This window comes from Catellatospora sp. TT07R-123, from assembly GCF_018327705.1.
Taxonomy (GTDB): Bacteria; Actinomycetota; Actinomycetes; order Mycobacteriales; family Micromonosporaceae; genus Catellatospora.
This window is the reverse complement of sequence record NZ_BNEM01000002.1, coordinates 2,156,794-2,174,071: the sequence shown is the minus strand read 5'-3', so window position 1 is coordinate 2,174,071 and position 17,278 is coordinate 2,156,794. Positions and strand designations below refer to the sequence as shown.

The following is a 17,278-nucleotide window of genomic DNA, read 5'->3' as shown; positions in this document are numbered from 1 at the left end:
GTTACGGCAGGCGTACAACATGGTTTTCGTATGAAATGTTCGGTTCGGCCGTGGCGTGCCGGTCCAGGGCCTGGGCGAGGGCGGCGGCCGGGAACGGGATGGTGCGGCTCTCGCCGTGCAGCGGCCAGTAGAAGTCGTTCATGACGGCCGCGGCCGGGGCGTGCCGCTGCACCAGGTCCTCGGCCCAGCCGGGCAGCTCCGGGCAGGGCAGGCCGTGGGCGCAGCGGCGGATCAGGCGGAACCGGTCGGGCCAGCAGGCCAGCCCGCCGAACGCCGTCACGACGCTGTTGACCAGCTCCATCAGCGCGTACGCGCGGTCGTGGTCGCGGTGGTCGGCCAGGAACTCCCGCTCGGCCGCCGCCAGCTCGAACCGGGGCGAGGTGGCCAGCCCGAGGTCGCCGAAGTAGAGCCGGTGCCCGTCGGTGAGCATGTTGCGGAAGTGGTGGTCGAAGTGGACCAGCTCGCCGTTCAGCAACGGCACCTGCGCGAGCAGCTCGCGTTCCACCATCGCGTACGCCGCGCCGGCCGCCTCGTCCCCGGCGGCGGTCTGTGCCGACAGCCAGTCGGACAGGTTCGACGGCAGGTGCTCGACCACCAGCACGGCGCTCGCGGTCGCGGCCGCCACCGCGTCCAGCCGCCGCCGCACCGCCGCCGAGCCGTGGAAGTAGGCGACCGTCCGGTCCGGATCGGCGTGCTCCTGCGGGGTCGTCTGCGGGGGCGTGCCGTCCAGCACCCGCCAGTGGTGCAGCAGCGGGAAGCCCTCGGTCCGCCCGCCGACGACCCAGCCGTTGGCCAGCTCGTGCGCGGCGATCTCCCGCCACACCCCGAAGCCCGGCCCGCCCACGCCGTACTGGCAGAACGGCGGCAGGTCGAACAGGTTGGCGGTGCTGCGCGGGTGCCGCAGCTCGACCTCGGTCACCGGGATGCGCTTGACGAACACGGTCACGCCGTCGAGGTCCAGCACCGTGTGGACACCGCCGATGCCGGCGCCGAGCGGCGGTGCCGAGTCCAGCAGCCGGGTCAGCCGGGCGTCGCTGAGCAGGGCCAGTGCCGCCGACACGGTGCCGTGACGGGCCAGCCGGGCGGGCAGGGAGCGGTCGAGGCGATCGATCACCGGCTCAGCGTAGGGGCCGGGCCGGTCCCGGGCTGCCCCGCGACCGGCCGGATCCGGGTCAGCCGTCCGCGCGGGTATGTGCGGCCAGGAAGGCGAGTTGGTCGGCGTACAGGTCGATGGTCCGCGAGATCGACGCCGCGCCGTGCCCGACGTCGCCCTCGCGCCGCAGCAGCACCGGCGCGCCCGTGCTCGCGTGCTGGAGCGCGGCGGCCAGCTTGCGGGCGTGCAGCGGGTCGACCCGGGTGTCGCTGCCGAACACCGTGAACAGCACCGCCGGGTACGCCGTGCCCTCGTGCACGTTGTGGTACGGCGAGTACGCCAGCAGCCAGTCCAGCTCCTCGGCCACCGAGGCGCTGCCGTACTCCCCGGCCCAGGTGGAGCCGAGGCCGAACAGCTCGTAGCGGACCATGTCCAGCAGCGGCGCCGAGCAGACCACCGCCGCGTACCGGTCCGGCCGCTGCGTCAGGGCCGCGCCGACCAGCAGGCCGCCGTTGGAGCCACCGAAGATCGCCAGCTGCTCCGGCGTGGTGACGCCGTTGTCGACGAGCCAGTCCGCGGCGGCGTGGAAGTCGTCGAAGACGTTCTGCTTGTGGGCGAGCATGCCCGCCCGGTGCCAGGCCTCGCCCTCCTCGCCGCCGCCGCGCAGGTTCGCCACCGCCCACACGCCGCCCGCCTCGATCCAGGCGATGGCGCTGGGGGAGTACCACGGGGCCAGCGAGACGTTGAAGCCGCCGTAGCCGTACAGGACGGTCGGGCGCGGCCCGGCCGGGCGCCCCGGCGCCGAGACCACGAACATGCGCACGTCGGTGCCGTCGGGCGAGGTGTACGTGACCTGCGTCGTGGTCAGCGCCGGCGCGGACGGCGCGCCGGGCGGCCCGGCCCACCGCGACACCGACGCGTCCCGGGCGTCGAAGCGGTAGACCGTACCCGGGCTGGTGTAGTCGCCGTAGCTGAACCACACCTGGTCGGCCCGGTCGGCCCGGACGCTGAGCGGGCCGATGCTGCCCAGGCCGGGCAGCGCCACCTTGGACAGCTCGACGCCGGACTCCAGGTCGTGCACGGTCAGCTCGTCGATGGCGTGCCGGGTGGTGTTGACCAGCAGCACCGGCTGCTCCAGCGCGTCGCCGTCGAGGATCTCGTACCCGTTGAGCACCGCGTCCGGGTCCTGGCCGACCAGGTCGGTCCAGTGCGCGTAGTCCAGGTGCGCCGGATCGGTGGTGCACAGCCGCCAGCGCGGCGCGTCGCGGTTGGTGCGCAGGTAGACCCGGTCGCCGTGGAAGTACGGGTAGGTCAGCGCGTCGACGCCGACCTGTAGCGGCCGCAGCGCCGGAGCGTCGGCGGCGGACGCGGACAGGTCGGCGATCCACACGTCGTTGCGCGGATCGGTGCCCTGGTTCTCCTGCACCGTCAGCCACCGCCCGTCGCGCGAGACGCTGGGCCAGAAGTAGCGTCCGCGCGGCGACCCGTCACCCAGGATCAGCGGGTCGGTGTCCGGGTCGGTGCCCAGCCGGTGCAGGTAGACCCGGCGGTGCAGCTTCGGGTCGTCGCCGGGCACCGAGCCCGGGGCCAGGAAGCGCGAGTAGTAGAAGGCGGCCCCGCCGGGCAGCCAGGCGATGTGGGTGTGCCGCATCCGGCCGATCGGGCCGTCGACGACCTCGCCGGTGGCGACGTCGAGCACGCGCAGCTGCGGCTCCTCGGTGCCGCCGACGCTCAGCGCGTACGCCAGCAGCGTGCCCTCCCAGGACGGGTAGAACCAGTCCAGGGTGGTGGCGCCGGACGGGTCCAGCGCGCCGGGGTCGATCAGCGGGCGCTCGGTGCCGTCCGGCTCGATCACCAGCAGCACGGCGTGGTCCTGCTCGGCGGTGCGGCGCAGGAAGAAGCCGCGCTCGCCGTACCAGCGCGGGGCGCTCACGGCGCCGACCGACAGCAGCCGCGACAGCCGCTCGTGCAGCGCGGCCCGGTCGGGCCAGTGGACGCGGTGCGCGGCGAGGAGCTCGTCCTGCCCGGCCGACCAGGCCTGGGCACGGGGGTCCGCCGGATCCTCCAGCCACCGGTAAGGATCGGCGACCAGTCGGCCGTGCAGCTGTTCGACCAGGTCGAGGCGCGGTGCGGGCGACGGGTTGACGGGGGGCGTCGTGGGGGTGGACATGTCGTCAAGGATGCCCGACACCCGCCACGTTCTCGCGTGATCTTTTCGTGCGTGCGGAAACCGTTCGCCGCGCGAAGCCGGGGCCGGGCCCTTACATTCGGTTCCATGCGCGGACTCATCGTCGAGGCGGGACGGCCGGACTCGGCCCAGCTCGTCGACGACCTGCCCGAACCCGATCCAGCCGAGGGCCAGGTGCTGGTACAGGGCCTGGCGGTCGGCATCTGCGGCACCGACCGCGACATCCTCGCCGGCGAGTACGGCACCGCCCCCGGCCCCGACGGGCGCCTGGTGCTCGGTCACGAGTCGCTGGGCCGGGTCGTCTCCGACGACTCCGGCCGCTGGCAGCCCGGTGACCTGGTCGCGGGCATCGTCCGGCGCCCCGACCCGGTGCCCTGCCCGAACTGCGCGATCGGCGAGTGGGACATGTGCCGCAACGGGCAGTACACCGAGTGCGGGATCAAGCAGCGGCACGGCTTCGCCCGCGAGCGCTGGCGGACCGAACCGGACTTCGCCGTCGGCCTCGATCCGGCGCTGGCCGAGGTCGGGGTGCTGCTGGAACCGGCCAGCGTGGTGGCCAAGGCGTGGGAGCACCTCGAACTGATCGGTGCGCGGGCGCAGTTCGGGCCGCGTACCGTCCTGGTCACCGGCGCGGGGCCGATCGGCCTGCTCGCCGCCCTGCTGGGGCGGCAGCGCGGGCTGGAGGTGCACGTGCTCGACCGGGCCGACAGCGGCCCCAAGCCCGAGCTGGTGCGGCGGCTGGGCGCGACCTACCACACCGGCGCCGTACGCGACCTGCCGCTGGAGCCGGACCTGGCGCTGGAGTGCACAGGTGCGCCCACCGTCATCGCCGACACGCTGCGCCAGGTCGGGCCGAACGGCATCGTCTGCCTGACCGGGGTCTCCACCGGCGGCCGCGCGCTGGCGCTGGACCTGGGCGGGCTGAACCGCGAGGTGGTGCTGGAGAACAACGTCGCGTTCGGCTCGGTCAACGCCAACATGCGCCACTGGCAGGCTGCCGCGGCCGACCTGCTCGCCGCCGACCACGACTGGCTGTCCTCCCTGATCACCCGCCGCGTCCCCCTGGACTCCTGGCCCGACGCCCTCCAGCACCGGCCCACCGACATCAAGGTCGTCCTCCACCTCACCTGATGTCGATCAGGAAGCTGTGCACGCGACACACCGTCGAACCGTGCCACAAGTTCATGATCGACGGCTCAGAGGGCGGTGGTGGTGGTGGACAGGATGGTGGTGGTGACCAGGGTGGGGTTGTCGGACATGGGGACGTGGCCGCAGTGGGGGAGGGTGATGTGGGTGGCGTGGGGGAGGGCGCGGCGGGCGGTGGCGGCCTGGGCCGGTAGCAGGATGCGGTCGCGGTCGCCCCAGGCCACGGTGACCGGGACGGTGGGGGTGCCGCGGTAGCGGTAGGCGGCCGCGGTCCGGGCGACCGGGCGGAAGCCGGGGGCGTCGCGCATGGCCAGCGCGTCGGCGGTGGCCCGCTCGGCGGTCAGCCGGCCGGGGTGGCGCATCAGCATGCCGAAGGCGAGGCTGCGGCCGGTCCGGGCGCTCAGGTGGGCGCGGACCAGCGGCGACGGCAGCATCGTGCCCCAGCGCAGGGTGTTCAGCACGGTCAGGGCGTACGCGACGTGCCAGCGGCGCCAGAAGCCCGCCGGGGCGAACGCGGTCGCCGAGGCGGCCAGTCCCGCCGCGGCCAGCTCCAGCGCGATCGCCCCGCCCAGGCTGTTGCCGGCCACGTGCGGCCGGTCCAGGCCCTCCCGGGCCAGCCAGCGGCGCAGCAGCGCCACGGTCGGGCCCATGCCGTCGGGCATCCCGCCGTCGGGCACCGGCGAGCAGCCGAACCCGGGCAGGTCGATCGCGATCACGTCGTGCGACTCGGCGAGCCGGTCCAGCACCGGCTCCCAGGCGCGCCAGTGGTGGCCGATGCCGTGGATCAGCACCAGCGGGGTGCCGCTGCCGCGGCGCTCGTACGCGATCCTCACCGGCCCGCCTCCTCCGCGCTGCTGGCGCCGAACGAGCGGCCCAGCGCGGCCACCTCGGCCTCCATCCTGGGCACCAGCTCACGCGAGTGCCGCGACACCGCCGCCCCGCCCGCCCGGCTGTTGATCACGGTACGGAGCGCCTGCACCACCGCGATCGCCCGCGGCACGTACACCCGCCGCCTGCGCCGCTCCAGCCCGCGCACGAACGCGGCCGCGCACCGGTCCACCGAGGTGATCGACCCGACCGGCCACGGCAGCCGCCCCAGCGCCGCGCGGAACGACGGCAGGTCGTCGCGCGCGTCGCGGACCAGGTCGGTGTCGATCCAGCCCGGATGGGCGGTGCCGACGGTGACCCCGTGGTGGGCCAGCTCCAGCCGCAGCGCGTTGCCGAAATGCTCCACCCCCGCCTTGGCGGCGCAGTACGCCGCCATCCCCGGCATCGCCGCGAACGCCGCCGTCGAGGAGACCAGCAGGTAGTGCCCTTGCGCGGCGATCACCGGCCCGGCCGTCGCCGCGGCGGTGCGCATCACCCCGATCAGGTTCACCTGCACGGTACGGGCCAGCGCCTCGATGTCGCCCGTGGCGACCGTGCCGAGGCTGGCCACGCCCGCGTTGGCGACCACGTGGTCGATCCGGCCGAACCGCGCCACCGTCCCGGCCACCGCCGCCGCCAGTGCCGCCGAGTCGGTCACGTCGGCCTCGAACCAGGCCGCCGCGCCGCCGCCGGTGTTCAGCTCGGCCGCGAGCTCGCGCAGCAGCACCGGCTCCAGCCCGACCAGGGCCAGCCGGGCGCCCCGGGCCGCGGCCAGCCGGGCCGTGTGCGCCCCGATGCCGCGCGCCGCGCCGGTGATCAGCACGGTCTGCCCCGCCAGCGTCGCGCCCATCACGACCTGCCCGGCACGGCCGCGGCCGCGGCGGCCACCACCCGGTAGGACGCCGGGTCGAACCGGCGCGAGCGCAGCCAGAACGTCCACGAGTAGCCCGGCCACAGCGTCGAGTTGCGACCGCTGGCGTCGAGGTACCAGCTGCGGCAGCCGCCGGTGGTCCACACGGTGCCCCGCATGCGCCGGTCGAGGCGCTCGTTGTAGGCCCGCTGGGCCGACTCGGTCGGCTCGATCGCGGCGGCGCCGGTGCGGTCGAGATGGCGCAGGGCGCCGAGCAGGTAGTCGTACTGGGCTTCGGCCATGAAGACGACCGAGGTGTGCCCGAGGCCGGTGTTCGGGCCGAGCAGCAGGAACAGGTTCGGGAATCCGGCCACCGTGGCGCCGTGGTGGGCGTACATGCTGCCGCCCCAGTGCTCGGCCAGGGTGCGCCCGTCGGCGCCCCGGGTCAGCCGCGCCAGCGGGGGGTCGGTGACGTGGAACCCCGTACCGAAGATGATCGTGTCGACCGGATGCTCGCGCCCGTCGGCGGTGACCACGCCGCGCGCGGTGACCCGCGTGATCGCCTCGGTCACCACCTCGACGTTCTTCCGGTTCAGCGCCGGGTAGTAGTCGTTGGACAGCAGCACCCGCTTGCAGCCCATGGTGTAGCGCGGGGTCAGCCGCTCACGCAGCACCGGGTCGGGCACGGCGCGGCGCAGGTGCCGGCGGGCCATCGCCTGCCCGAACCGCATCAGCGCGGGCCGCAGGAACGCGGTGCCCTGCAGCTCGCGGGCCCAGTAGATCGCGGCGCGGGCCAGCCGCCGGGCGCCGGGCACGTGCCGGTAGACGGTGCGCTCCAGCGCGGTGAGGCGCCGGTCGCGACGCGGCAGCACCCAGGCGGGCGTACGTTGCAGCAGGGTCAGCCGGGCCACGGCGGGCGCGATCCGCGGCACGAACTGGATCGCCGACGCCCCGGTGCCGACCACGGCGACCCGCCGCCCGGTGAGGTCGAGGTCGTGGCGCCAGCGCGCCGAGTGGAAGACCTCGCCCTCGAAGTCCGCCAGGCCGGGCAGGTCCGGGACGCTGGGCTCGGCGAGCGGCCCGCCCGCGGCCACGAGCACCTCCGCCGTGTACGTCCCATGCTGGGTCTCCAGCCGCCACACCCGGTCGGCGCCGTCCCAGTCGGCGCGGCGGACCTCGTGGCCCAGCCGCAGGTGCGGGCGCAGCCCGTGCTCGTCGGCGACGCGGCGCAGGTAGGACCAGATCTCCGGCTGCGGCGAGAAGCTGCGGGTCCAGTCCGGGTTGGGCGCGAACGACAGCGAGTACAGCTGCGACGGCACGTCGCAGGCGCAGCCCGGGTACGTGTTGTCGCGCCAGGTGCCGCCGACCTCGGTGCCCCGGTCGAACACCAGCAGGTCGCGGTATCCCGCCCGGCGCAGCCGGATCGCGGCCCCGAGGCCGCCGAACCCCGCCCCCACCACGGCGATCCGCGTGTGCACGGCCTGAGCCACAGGCCCACCTCCCTCTTCCGAGGTCCGTCGCCGTCCTCCGAAGTCCGGCCCGACCGTTGGTACTGTCTGGTACCAGTCGTCGCGGCCGAAATTACCACCAGGTAACACCGGAGGGAAGGGGATGTTCCCGCAGCGTCGCGCCGGTACAGTCGGCAACCGTTCCAGCATCATCGGAGGAGCCGTGGCCGCACCCACGAGAACGGCCCAGACCATCCGTCGCGACCTCACCGGTGCGCTCGCGACATGCGTGAGTGAGAAGGGATACTCCGCCACCACCATCGCCGACATCGTGGCCCTGGCGCGGGTGTCCAAACGCACCTTCTACGAGCACTTCACCGACAAGGAAGAGTGCCTGATGGCGCTCTACGAGCACGTCTGCGACCGGCTGATGCTGATCATCCGGGCGGCCGCCTCGGGCGACCAGCCGTGGCCCCAGCGCATCGGCGACGGCGCGGCGGCGTACCTCGGCGCGCTGGAGACGATGCCGCAGTTCACCCGGACGATGCTGATCGAGGTGCAGGCGGCGGGGCAGCGGGCGTTCATGCTGCGCCAGCGGACGTTGCAGGGGTTCGCGCAGACGCTGGTCGACCTGGTGGAGGTCGGCCGGCAGCACGACCCGGGACTGGAGCCGCTGTCGCCGGCGCAGGCGCTGGCGATCGTGGGCGGGATCAACGAGCTGCTCCTGCACGCGATCGACCCGTACGCCCCCGCGGTGGCGCCCGACGGCGGCCGCGACGGCCGGTTCGCGGCACTGCACGCCGACGTGGTCCGCCTGATCTCGGCGGTACTGAACTTCCGCCCCTGACCGCCTCCCCTGACCGCCTCCGCGTCTGGCCCTGCGCCCCGTTTTTCATAGACGTTGGCCTATCACGTCGAAAACGATCTTCGCTCAGTCGATGTAATAGGCCAACGTCTATGAAAAACGGGTGGGGGCCGGGCGTGCTCGCCCTGGCTGGCGGGAGTGGGTTGGGTCAGGGCGTCAGGGGTCAGGGGTGGGGGGTAAGGCGGGCGGCGATGAGGTGGGCGGCGCGTTCCAGTAGGGCCAGGTCCTCCGGGGGCAGGCCGTCCAGCAGGGCGGCGACCGTGCGCACCCGTTCGGCCCGGCCCCGTTCCAACGCCTCCCGCCCCGCGTCGGTGGCCGACACCAGCACCACCCGCCGGTCGTCGGGCGACGGCGTACGCGTGGCCAGCCCGGCCGCCTCCAGTGCCGTGACCAGCTTGGTGATCGCGGGCGGCGACACCCGCTCGATCTCGGCGAGCCGGTTCATCGGCTGGGCCCCGCCGAACACCAGCACGGACAGCAGGGACGCGCGCGGCCCGTCGAGGTCCATCCCGGAGTCGGCCGCCGCCGCGCGCCGCAGCAGCCGCAACGCGGCGGAGTGCAGCACGTTGGCAGTGCGGTGGCGCTCGTCGTCGGGCAGGTCGGCGGGCGGGCCGGGCAGCGGGCTGGGCAGCGGGCCGGGTTGACGGGTCTTCGGGCTCATGCCATCCTTCACCTGAGTTAACATTTAACTGCGGTTAAGTATAGGGGCAGCCATGGCACTCGGGCCACTGGGCCAGATCCACGTCAGCGTCACCGACATCGACCGCTCGGTCGCGTTCTACCGCGACGTGCTCGGCATCCCGCTGCTGTTCCAGGTGCCGGGGCAGCCGATGGCCTTCTTCGCCAGCGGCGACGTCCGGCTCTACCTCGGGGTGCCGGAGGCGCCGGAGTTCGCCAGCCGGGTGACGCTGTACTTCACCGTCGACGACATCGACGCCGAGCATGCCCGGCTGCGCGCCCTCGGTGTGTCCTTCGTGGACGAACCGCACGCGGTGCACCGCGACGGCGGCTCCGAGCTGTGGATGTCGTTCCTGCGCGACCCCGACGGACATCATCTGGCGTTGATGCAGCAGCGTTCCACCGAATGAGACAAGCCGCCCCCGCGGCCGTCGCGGGGGCGGCTTTTAGGCGGTTTCACGCCCGTCGTCAGGGGTTGCGTGGGAGCGCGACCAGCGCTGGTCAGGTGCTTTCCTTCGCATGCCGTTCAAATCGACGGACAGTGTTGTGTCGCCCGTGTTTCCTGTGCGACTATGAAGCCCGTTCGTGGGGAGCCGAACACGCGAACTCATCGCCGAGGGCAGCCCGGTGTCTCATCGGGACGGCGGTGGCACGGACCGTGATGCGGTCGCGTGCGTCACCAAGTTCCGCCCGGCCGGGCCGGGTAAACCCGTTCCATCCCAGTGTTCTCATACGCGGCCATCCTCCCGGCCGTCCGTGGGAGCGCTACCGCGATCTCGTCCGGGATTGCGGGACCTGCCCAAGGAGATGGCATGAAGTTCCCGATCAGGCTCGCCGGAAGGCGCAAGGTAGCCGCGCTGACCGGTGCCGGCGCCCTCGTGGTCGCCAGCCTCGTCACCCTCCCCGCAACCCTGGCGCACGCCGCCCCCGGTTGCGACATCACGTACACCACCAGCGACTGGACCGAAGGCACCAACATGGGTGGCTTCACCGGCACGGTCGTCGTCAAGAACACCGGTGACGCGATCACCAACTGGACGCTGAAGTTCGCCTTCCCGGGCGGCCAGACGTTCACCCAGGGCTGGTCGGCGACCTGGTCGGCCTCCGGCGCCAACGTCACCGCGGTGGCGCTGGACTGGAACAAGAACCTCGCCACGGGCGCCTCCACCAGCATCGGCTTCAACGGCAAGTGGACCGGCAGCAACCCGAAGCCGACCTCGTTCACGCTGAACGGCGTCACCTGCACGGGCGGCACCACCACCAGCCCGTCGCCGAGCACCCCGCCGAGCCCGAGCGCCAGCGCTAGCCCCAGCGCCAGCCCGAGCCCGAGCGGCGGCACCAAGCAGATCATCTTCTCGCCCACCTCCACGGTGGTCGCCGAGGGCGCGAGCAGCTCGGTGACGGTCAAGCTGAGCTCGGCCCCCACCGCCAACGTGACGGTGGCCCTGGCCCGCACCGGTGACACCGACATCACCACCCCGGCGTCGGTGACGCTGACCCCGGCCAACGCCGTCGCCGGCGTGGCCGTGGCCGTCTCCGCGGCCGAGGACGCCGACCAGACCAACGGCACCGCCACGGTCACCGCGTCGTCCTCCGGCTACACCAGCGCCACGCTGGCGGTCACCGAGTCCGACAACGACTCGATCGGCAAGGTCGACAACCCGTACTCCGGCTCGACCGGTTACGTGAACCCGGAGTGGAAGGCCAAGGCCAACGCGGAGCCCGGCGGCAGCCGGGTGTCCAACACCTCCACCGCCGTGTGGCTGGACCGGATCGCCGCCATCGCCGGCTCCTCGACCAGCATGGGCCTGCGGGCGCACCTGGACGCGGCTGTCGCGCAGGACGCCGCCAACGGCGCCACCCCGCTGACGGTCATGTTCGTGATCTACGACCTGCCCGGCCGTGACTGCTCGGCGCTGGCCTCCAACGGTGAGCTGGGCACGGAGGACCTGCCCCGCTACAAGACGGAGTACATCGACCCGATCGCCGCGATCCAGGCCGACTCGAAGTACTCGGCGCTGCGGATCGTCAACATCATCGAGATCGACTCGATCCCGAACCTGGTGACGAACCTCAACGTGGCCAAGTGCGCCACGATGAACTCCAACGGCGGCTACGTGAAGGGCATCGGCTACGCGCTGTCGAAGCTCGGCCCGATCGCCAACACCTACAACTACATCGACTCCGCCCACCACGGCTGGATCGGCTGGGACACCAACTTCGGCCCCACCGCCACCAAGCTGAAGGAGGCGGCGACCGCCGAGGGCAGCAACGTCAACTACGTCCACGGCTTCATCACCAACACCGCCAACTACTCGGCCCTGACCGAGCCGTACTTCACCATCAACACCTCGGTGAACGGCACCTCGGTCCGCCAGGCCAAGTGGGTCGACTGGAACTTCTACGTCGACGAGCTCACGTTCGCGCAGGCGTTCCGCAGCCAGCTGGTGTCGGTCGGCTTCAACTCCACCATCGGCATGCTGATCGACACGTCCCGCAACGGCTGGGGCAACTGCGTGCAGGCCCCGTGCCAGTCGATCCAGACGACCCGGCCCACCGCCGCGTCGACCTCGACCGACGTGAACACGTTCGTCAACCAGTCGCGGATCGACCGCCGCATCCACGCCGGCAACTGGTGCAACCAGGCCGGTGCGGGCATGGGCGAGCGCCCGAAGGCCGCCCCGGCCTCCGGCATCGACGCGTACGTGTGGGTGAAGCCCCCGGGCGAGTCGGACGGTTCGAGCAGCCTGATCCCGAACGACGAGGGCAAGGGCTTCGACCGGATGTGCGACCCGACCTACACCGGTAACGAGCGCAACGGCAACAGCCTGACCGGTTCGCTGCCGAACGCCCCGATCTCGGGGCAGTGGTTCTCGGCGCAGTTCCAGCAGCTGATGGCCAACGCCTACCCGCCGCTCTCCTGATCCCGGGCTCCTCGGAGCCCGCGAACCTGACAGGGTGGTGAAAGCCCCCTCCTCCGCCGACGCGGGGGAGGGGGCTTTTCGCCGTACCGGATGAAGTCGTACTCGATGAAGTCGTACCCGGTCAGTGCCGCCGGCTGCGGCTGGGCTGCGGACTCGGCTTGCTCTCGTCCTGGCTCGGGCTGGGGCTGCTGGACGCGGTCGGCTTGACCGACGCGCTCGGCTTGGCCGACGGGGTCGGCTTGGGCTTGCCCGGCTTGTCGCTCTGCGGCTTGTCCTGGCTGCCCTTGTCCTGGTTGTTCTTGTCGGAATTGCCCTGGTCGCCGTTGCCCTTGCCGTCATGGTGGCTGTCGCGGCTGGGCGACGGCTGCACGCTCGGCGACGGAGACGGCGAGGGCGACGGCTCGGTGGTCGGCTCGTTACCGGGCAGGTCGCCGCGGTCGCGGTCGTCGGCGACGACCTTGGTACGGGTCGGCGCCACGAACTGCCGGACCTCCAGCGGCTTGGAGCCGGTGGACAGGGTCGCCGCCACGGCCCGGTAGACCTGCGGCAGCACCGCCGCGCCCACCTTGTCGAGCGAGCTGTCCGGGTTGGCGGCGATCGCCGCGGCGGCCAGCTGCGGCGTGTACGCCACGAACGTCTCGGTCATGTTGTCGGTCGAGCTGCCGGTCTTGCCCGCGACCGGGCGCCCGCCCATGAGCTGCGAGACCGCGGTCGCCGTGCCGCCGTCGCAGCCGTGGTACGCGCTCTGCTGGCCCACCGGGCAGCGGGCCGCGTCGGTGGCGGCCCGCGCCACGTCGCTGTCGACCGCCTGGTGGCAGTCCGGCTGCCCCACGTTCAGCTGCTCACCGGCGGCGGTGGCCACCTCGCGCACCGGCACCGGCGTGCAGTACTGCCCGTCGGCGGCCAGCGTCGCGTACGCGTTGGCCAGGTCCAGCGGGGTGGTCAGCGAGACGCCCAGCGTGAACGAGCCCCAGCTGTCCGGGCTGGTCCGGGCCCGGTCGGCGTCGCCGGAGTCGCGGAACTGGATGCCGAGCCGCTGCGCCATCTCGACCGCGCGGTCGGCGCCCACCTGCTGCTCCAGCCACACGAAGTACGTGTTCACCGAGCGGCCGAAGCCGGTCCACATGTTCCGGTCGCCGTCCATGAAGGCCGGGTTGGCGTTCTTGGGGCACCAGAGGCCGTCGCAGCTGGTGTCCTTGCCCGAGTCCGGCCACTTGGTGACCAGGCGGCTGGGCGAGTCGAAGGTGGTGTCCAGCGTCTTGCCCTGCTCCAGGGCCGCCAGCATCGTGAACATCTTGAACGTCGAGCCGGCCTGGTAGCCGTGCGCGGTGTCGGCGCCCGCGACGAGCTGGTTCACCGAGTTGCCGGGCTTGTCGGCCGGGTTGTAGTGCCGGTTGACGGCCATCGCCAGCACCCGGCCGGTGCCGGGCTCGACCACGGCCATCGGCAGGGCGCGCTTGTTGGTGTACCCGTACACCTTCACGACCTGCCGCTGCGCCTCGGTGGCGATCGCCGGGTCGAGCGTGGTGACGATGCGGTATCCGCCGAGCCGCAGCGCCTGCACCCGGGCCTCGGGGGTGTCGCCGAACGCGGGCTGCCCCTTCCACCAGGTGCGGAAGTAGTCGCAGAAGAAGCCCCACTCGTTCTTCGAGGCGACGCAGTCGTTGGGGGAGGAGCCGTGCTTGAGCACCGGCGTCGTGGCGGCGGCGGCGTCGGCCTGCGCCTGGTCGATCGCGCCGGTGCCGACCATCGCCTTGAGCACGTAGCCGCGGCGCTCCACCGCCCGGTCGAGGCCCTGCGACAGCGGGTTGTCCGCTTCGGGCGCCTGGAGCAGGCCCGCCAGCAGCGACGCCTCGCCCAGGCTCAGGTCGGCGGCGTCCTTGGAGAAGTAGGTGTGCGCGGCGGCGTCGACGCCGTAGGCGCCCGCGCCGAAGTACGCGATGTTGAGGTAGCGCTCCAGGATCTGGTTCTTGGTGAGCTTCTGCTCCAGCGACAGCGCGTACCGGGCTTCGCGGATCTTGCGGGAGGCGGTCTGCTCGGTGGCGGACTCGCGCTCCTCGGGGGTCAGCCCCGGGTCGTTCTTGAGCACGTTGCGCACGTACTGCATGGTCAGCGTCGAGGCGCCCTGCTCGACCCCGCCGCTGGCGCTGTTGGCGACCACGGCGCGCAGCACGCCGCGCACGTCCACGCCGTGGTGCTCGTAGAAGCGGGTGTCCTCGGCGGCCACCACCGCGTCGCGCATCGCGGGCGCGACCTGGTCCAGCGGCACGTCCCGGCGGTTCTGGTCGTAGAACGTGGTGATCAGCGTCTTGCCGTCGTTCGCGTACAGGTAGCTGGCCTGGGCCGTGGTCGGCTCGCGCAGCACCTGCGGCAGCGACTCGTACGAGGGCGCGGTCTGCTCGATGGCCCAGTCGGCCAGGGCGGCCGCGGGGGCGGCGGCCGCGACCAGCACGACACCCGCCACGGCGGTGATCACGCCGATCTTGGTAAGTCGCTTGGCCAGGGGTTTTCGCGACATGGCAGCACCTTCGGGGGAGGGACGGGGCTGATCAAGACTGCCCCGCCCGCCCCCGATCGCCCGGCACATGTGGTGCACATCGCATTTTTTTCATTTAGCACCCAACTCAGACACTTCCCAGCTCAGAGGGGGTGCGAAGGGGCCCCGCTCAGAGGGTGACGGCGAGCGGGGCGCCACGGGTGAGGGTGGTGATCACGCCCGCGTCGCGCACGTCCGCCGCGATCGCGTCGTGCCGGTCGCCGTCGGGCAGGGTCAGGGCCGACACGGGGGTACGCATCGACACCTTCGCCTCCGACTTGGCCCGGCGCACCGCCTCGATCGCCTCGATGGCGGCGGACAGGACCGCGGGGTCGCCGCCGCCGTCGAGCTCGGCGGAGGTCGGCCACGGGGCCCGGTGGATGCTGCCGTCGTGCCACCACGACCAGGCTTCCTCGGTCACGAACGGGAGCACGGGGGCCAGCAGCCGCAGCAGCACCGACAGGGCGGTGCGCAGGGCGAGGCGGGCCGAGTCGGCGGCGGCCGCGCCGTGCTCGCCGTAGGCGCGCACCTTCACCAGCTCCAGGTAGTCGTCGCAGAACGTCCAGAAGAAGCGCTCGGCGGCGGCCAGGGCACGGCCCTGGTCGTACTGCTCCAGCGCCTCGGTCGCCTCGGCCAGCACCGGCCGCAGCGCGGCCAGCAGCGCCCGGTCCAGCGGCGCGGTGATCGCGGCGTCCGCAGCGGGTTCGCCCAGGCCGAGCACGAACCGGGTGGCGTTGAGGATCTTCGTGGCCAGGCGGCGGCCGATGCGCATCTGGCCGGTGTCGAACGCCGTGTCGGCGCCGGGCCGGGCCGCGGCGGCCCAGTAGCGCACCGCGTCGGAGCCGTACTCGCGCAGCAGCCCGATCGGGGTCACCACGTTGCCCACCGACTTCGACATCTTCTTCCGGTCCGGGTCCAGGATCCAGCCCGCGATCGCGGCGGTGCGCCACGGCAGCTCCCCGTGCTCGGCGTGGCCGCGCAGCACCGTCGCGAACAGCCAGGTACGGATGATCTCGTGCGCCTGCGGCCGCAGGTCCATCGGGAACACCCGCGCGAACAGGTCGTCGTCGTGGCCCCAGCCGCCCGCGATCTGCGGGGTCAGCGACGAGGTCGCCCAGGTGTCCATCACGTCCGGGTCGCCCGTGAACCCGCCCGGCACCCCACGCTGCTCCTCGGTGTAGCCGCTCGGGGTGTCGGAGCTGGGGTCGATCGGCAGCGCGCCCTCGGCGGGCGTGAGCGGGCGGCCGTGATCGGGCTGCCCGTCGGCGTCCAGCGGATACCACACCGGGATCGGCACGCCGAAGAACCGCTGGCGGCTGATCAGCCAGTCCCCGGCCAGGCCGTGCACCCAGTGCTCGTACCGGGTGCGCATGTGGGCGGGCTGCCAGTTCAGCTCCCTGCCCCGGGCCAGCAGGGCGGCGCGCAGTCCGGGGTCGCGGCCGCCGTTGCGCACGTACCACTGGCGCGTCGGCACGATCTCCAGCGGCTTCTCGCCGCGCTCGTAGAACTTCACCGGGTGCTTGATCGGCTCCGGCTCGCCGAGCAGGTCACCCGTTTCGCGCAGCAGCGCGGTCACCTGCTCGCGGGCCGAGGCGGGGGTCAGCCCGGCCAGCCGCGCGTACGCCGCCCGCCCCTGCTCGTCCAGGTGCTCGGGGGCCTCGGGCCGCAGCCGGCCGTCGAAGCCCAGCACCGGGCGGGTCGGCAGGTCCAGCTCGCGCCACCAGATCACGTCGGTGGCGTCGCCGAACGTGCAGATCATCGCGATGCCGGTGCCCTTGGCGGGGTCGGCCAGCGGATGCGCCAGCACCGGCACCCGGGCGCCGAACCCGGGCGTGCGCACGCTCGTGCCGAACAGCGGCGCGTAGCGGGCGTCGTCCGGGTGCGCCACCAGCGCCACACAGGCGGGCAGCAGTTCCGGCCGCGTGGTCGCCACGATGATCGGGTCGGCGGCGGCGCCGTCGGGGTGGAAGGCGATCCGGTGGTACGCCCCCGGCCGCTCCCGGTCCTCGGTCTCGGCCTGCGCCACCGCGGTACGGAACGTGGTGTCCCACAGCGTCGGCGCCTGCGCCTGGTACGCCTCCCCGCGCGCCAGGGCCCGCAGGAACGCCCGCTGCGACACCGCCCGCGCCCGCTCGCCGATCGTCGTGTAGAGCAGCGACCAGTCCACCGACAGCCCCACCAGCCGGAACAGCTCCTCGAAGGCGCGCTCGTCCAGCTCGGTCTGCCGGGCGCACAGCTCGGTGAAGTTGCGCCGCGACACCGGCACCTGCTCGCGGCCCGGCTGCTCCGGCGGCGTGAAGTCCGGGTCGTACGGCAGGGACGGGTCGCAGCGCACCCCGAACCGGTGCTGCACCCGGCGCTCGGTCGGCAGGCCGTTGTCGTCCCACCCCATCGGGTAGAACACCTCGCGCCCGCGCATGCGCTGGAACCGGGCCAGCACGTCGGTCTGGGTGTACGAGAACACGTGCCCCACGTGCAGGGCGCCGCTGGCCGTCGGCGGCGGGGTGTCGATGGCGAACACGCGCTCGCGCGGCGCCGCGCGGTCGAAGCGGTACAGCTGGTCGGCGTCCCAGCGCTGGGACCACCTGTCGGCCAGCCCGTCGATCGAGGGCTTCTCCGGAAGGCTCATGACCTCACCTCGGTGGGTATGGCGCCCGGACGCGAGAGAGAGGTTGGGTGACCA

The 17,278-nt window shown here is 72.8% G+C and carries 12 protein-coding genes; 4 read left to right on the top strand and 8 right to left on the bottom strand.

Going from position 1 to position 17,278, the window contains the following annotated elements:
• Position 1: 1 nt before the first annotated feature.
• Together Cs7R123_RS29705 and Cs7R123_RS29700 are read right to left on the bottom strand one after the other, a co-directional pair.
• Positions 2–1,114: a serine/threonine protein phosphatase gene (locus Cs7R123_RS29705; RefSeq protein ID WP_212831306.1), complete on the bottom strand. Its 1,113-nt coding sequence runs from the start codon at positions 1,112–1,114 to the stop codon at positions 2–4.
• Positions 1,115–1,172: 58 nt separating this feature from the next.
• A complete protein-coding gene (locus Cs7R123_RS29700; protein ID WP_212831304.1) occupies positions 1,173–3,263 on the bottom strand; it encodes a prolyl oligopeptidase family protein in 2,091 nt (696 codons plus the stop codon).
• Between the two features lie 105 nt (positions 3,264–3,368).
• On the opposite strand from Cs7R123_RS29700, the gene Cs7R123_RS29695 reads away from it, so the two are divergent.
• A complete protein-coding gene (locus tag Cs7R123_RS29695) occupies positions 3,369–4,412 on the top strand; it encodes a glucose 1-dehydrogenase (RefSeq protein ID WP_212831302.1) in 1,044 nt (347 codons plus the stop codon).
• A 65-nt stretch (positions 4,413–4,477) separates the two neighbouring features.
• Here Cs7R123_RS29695 and Cs7R123_RS29690 read toward each other — a convergent pair whose 3' ends face one another.
• Genes Cs7R123_RS29690 through Cs7R123_RS29680 form a run of 3 tightly spaced genes read right to left on the bottom strand, consistent with a single transcriptional unit; the run spans position 4,478 to position 7,634 of the window.
• Positions 4,478–5,260: an alpha/beta fold hydrolase gene (locus Cs7R123_RS29690; protein ID WP_244872221.1), complete on the bottom strand. Its 783-nt coding sequence runs from the start codon at positions 5,258–5,260 to the stop codon at positions 4,478–4,480.
• Positions 5,257–6,144, bottom strand: coding sequence for an SDR family oxidoreductase (locus tag Cs7R123_RS29685; protein WP_212831300.1), 888 nt, complete (start codon positions 6,142–6,144; stop codon positions 5,257–5,259). The genes Cs7R123_RS29690 and Cs7R123_RS29685 overlap by 4 nt, the downstream gene beginning before the upstream one ends.
• Positions 6,144–7,634 (bottom strand): NAD(P)/FAD-dependent oxidoreductase, encoded by a 1,491-nt coding sequence (locus Cs7R123_RS29680; RefSeq protein WP_244872220.1) that lies wholly within the window; start codon positions 7,632–7,634, stop codon positions 6,144–6,146. The genes Cs7R123_RS29685 and Cs7R123_RS29680 overlap by 1 nt, the downstream gene beginning before the upstream one ends.
• Before the next feature lie 247 nt (positions 7,635–7,881).
• Between Cs7R123_RS29680 and Cs7R123_RS29675 the strand changes: the two genes are divergently transcribed.
• The gene (locus tag Cs7R123_RS29675) at positions 7,882–8,439 is read left to right on the top strand and encodes a TetR/AcrR family transcriptional regulator (RefSeq protein WP_212831298.1); all 558 of its coding nucleotides are present in this window, start codon (positions 7,882–7,884) and stop codon (positions 8,437–8,439) included.
• Between the two features lie 181 nt (positions 8,440–8,620).
• On the opposite strand, the gene Cs7R123_RS29670 is transcribed toward Cs7R123_RS29675, so the two are convergent.
• A complete protein-coding gene (locus Cs7R123_RS29670; protein WP_212831297.1) occupies positions 8,621–9,118 on the bottom strand; it encodes a MarR family winged helix-turn-helix transcriptional regulator in 498 nt (165 codons plus the stop codon).
• Positions 9,119–9,170: 52 nt separating this feature from the next.
• Between Cs7R123_RS29670 and Cs7R123_RS29665 the strand changes: the two genes are divergently transcribed.
• A complete protein-coding gene (locus tag Cs7R123_RS29665) occupies positions 9,171–9,545 on the top strand; it encodes a VOC family protein (protein ID WP_212831295.1) in 375 nt (124 codons plus the stop codon).
• Between the two features lie 402 nt (positions 9,546–9,947).
• Positions 9,948–12,059, top strand: coding sequence for a glycoside hydrolase family 6 protein (locus tag Cs7R123_RS29660; RefSeq protein ID WP_280517337.1), 2,112 nt, complete (start codon positions 9,948–9,950; stop codon positions 12,057–12,059).
• A gap of 121 nt (positions 12,060–12,180) precedes the next feature.
• Here the strand turns inward: Cs7R123_RS29660 and Cs7R123_RS29655 are convergent, their stop codons facing one another.
• Both Cs7R123_RS29655 and valS read right to left on the bottom strand, forming a co-directional pair.
• On the bottom strand, positions 12,181–14,577 hold the full coding sequence (locus tag Cs7R123_RS29655; RefSeq protein WP_244872219.1) for a transglycosylase domain-containing protein: 2,397 nt from the start codon (positions 14,575–14,577) through the stop codon (positions 12,181–12,183).
• Between the two features lie 148 nt (positions 14,578–14,725).
• Complete coding sequence (gene valS / locus Cs7R123_RS29650) at positions 14,726–17,224, bottom strand: valine--tRNA ligase (protein ID WP_212831291.1); 2,499 nt, start codon at positions 17,222–17,224, stop codon at positions 14,726–14,728.
• Positions 17,225–17,278: the final 54 nt, after the last annotated feature.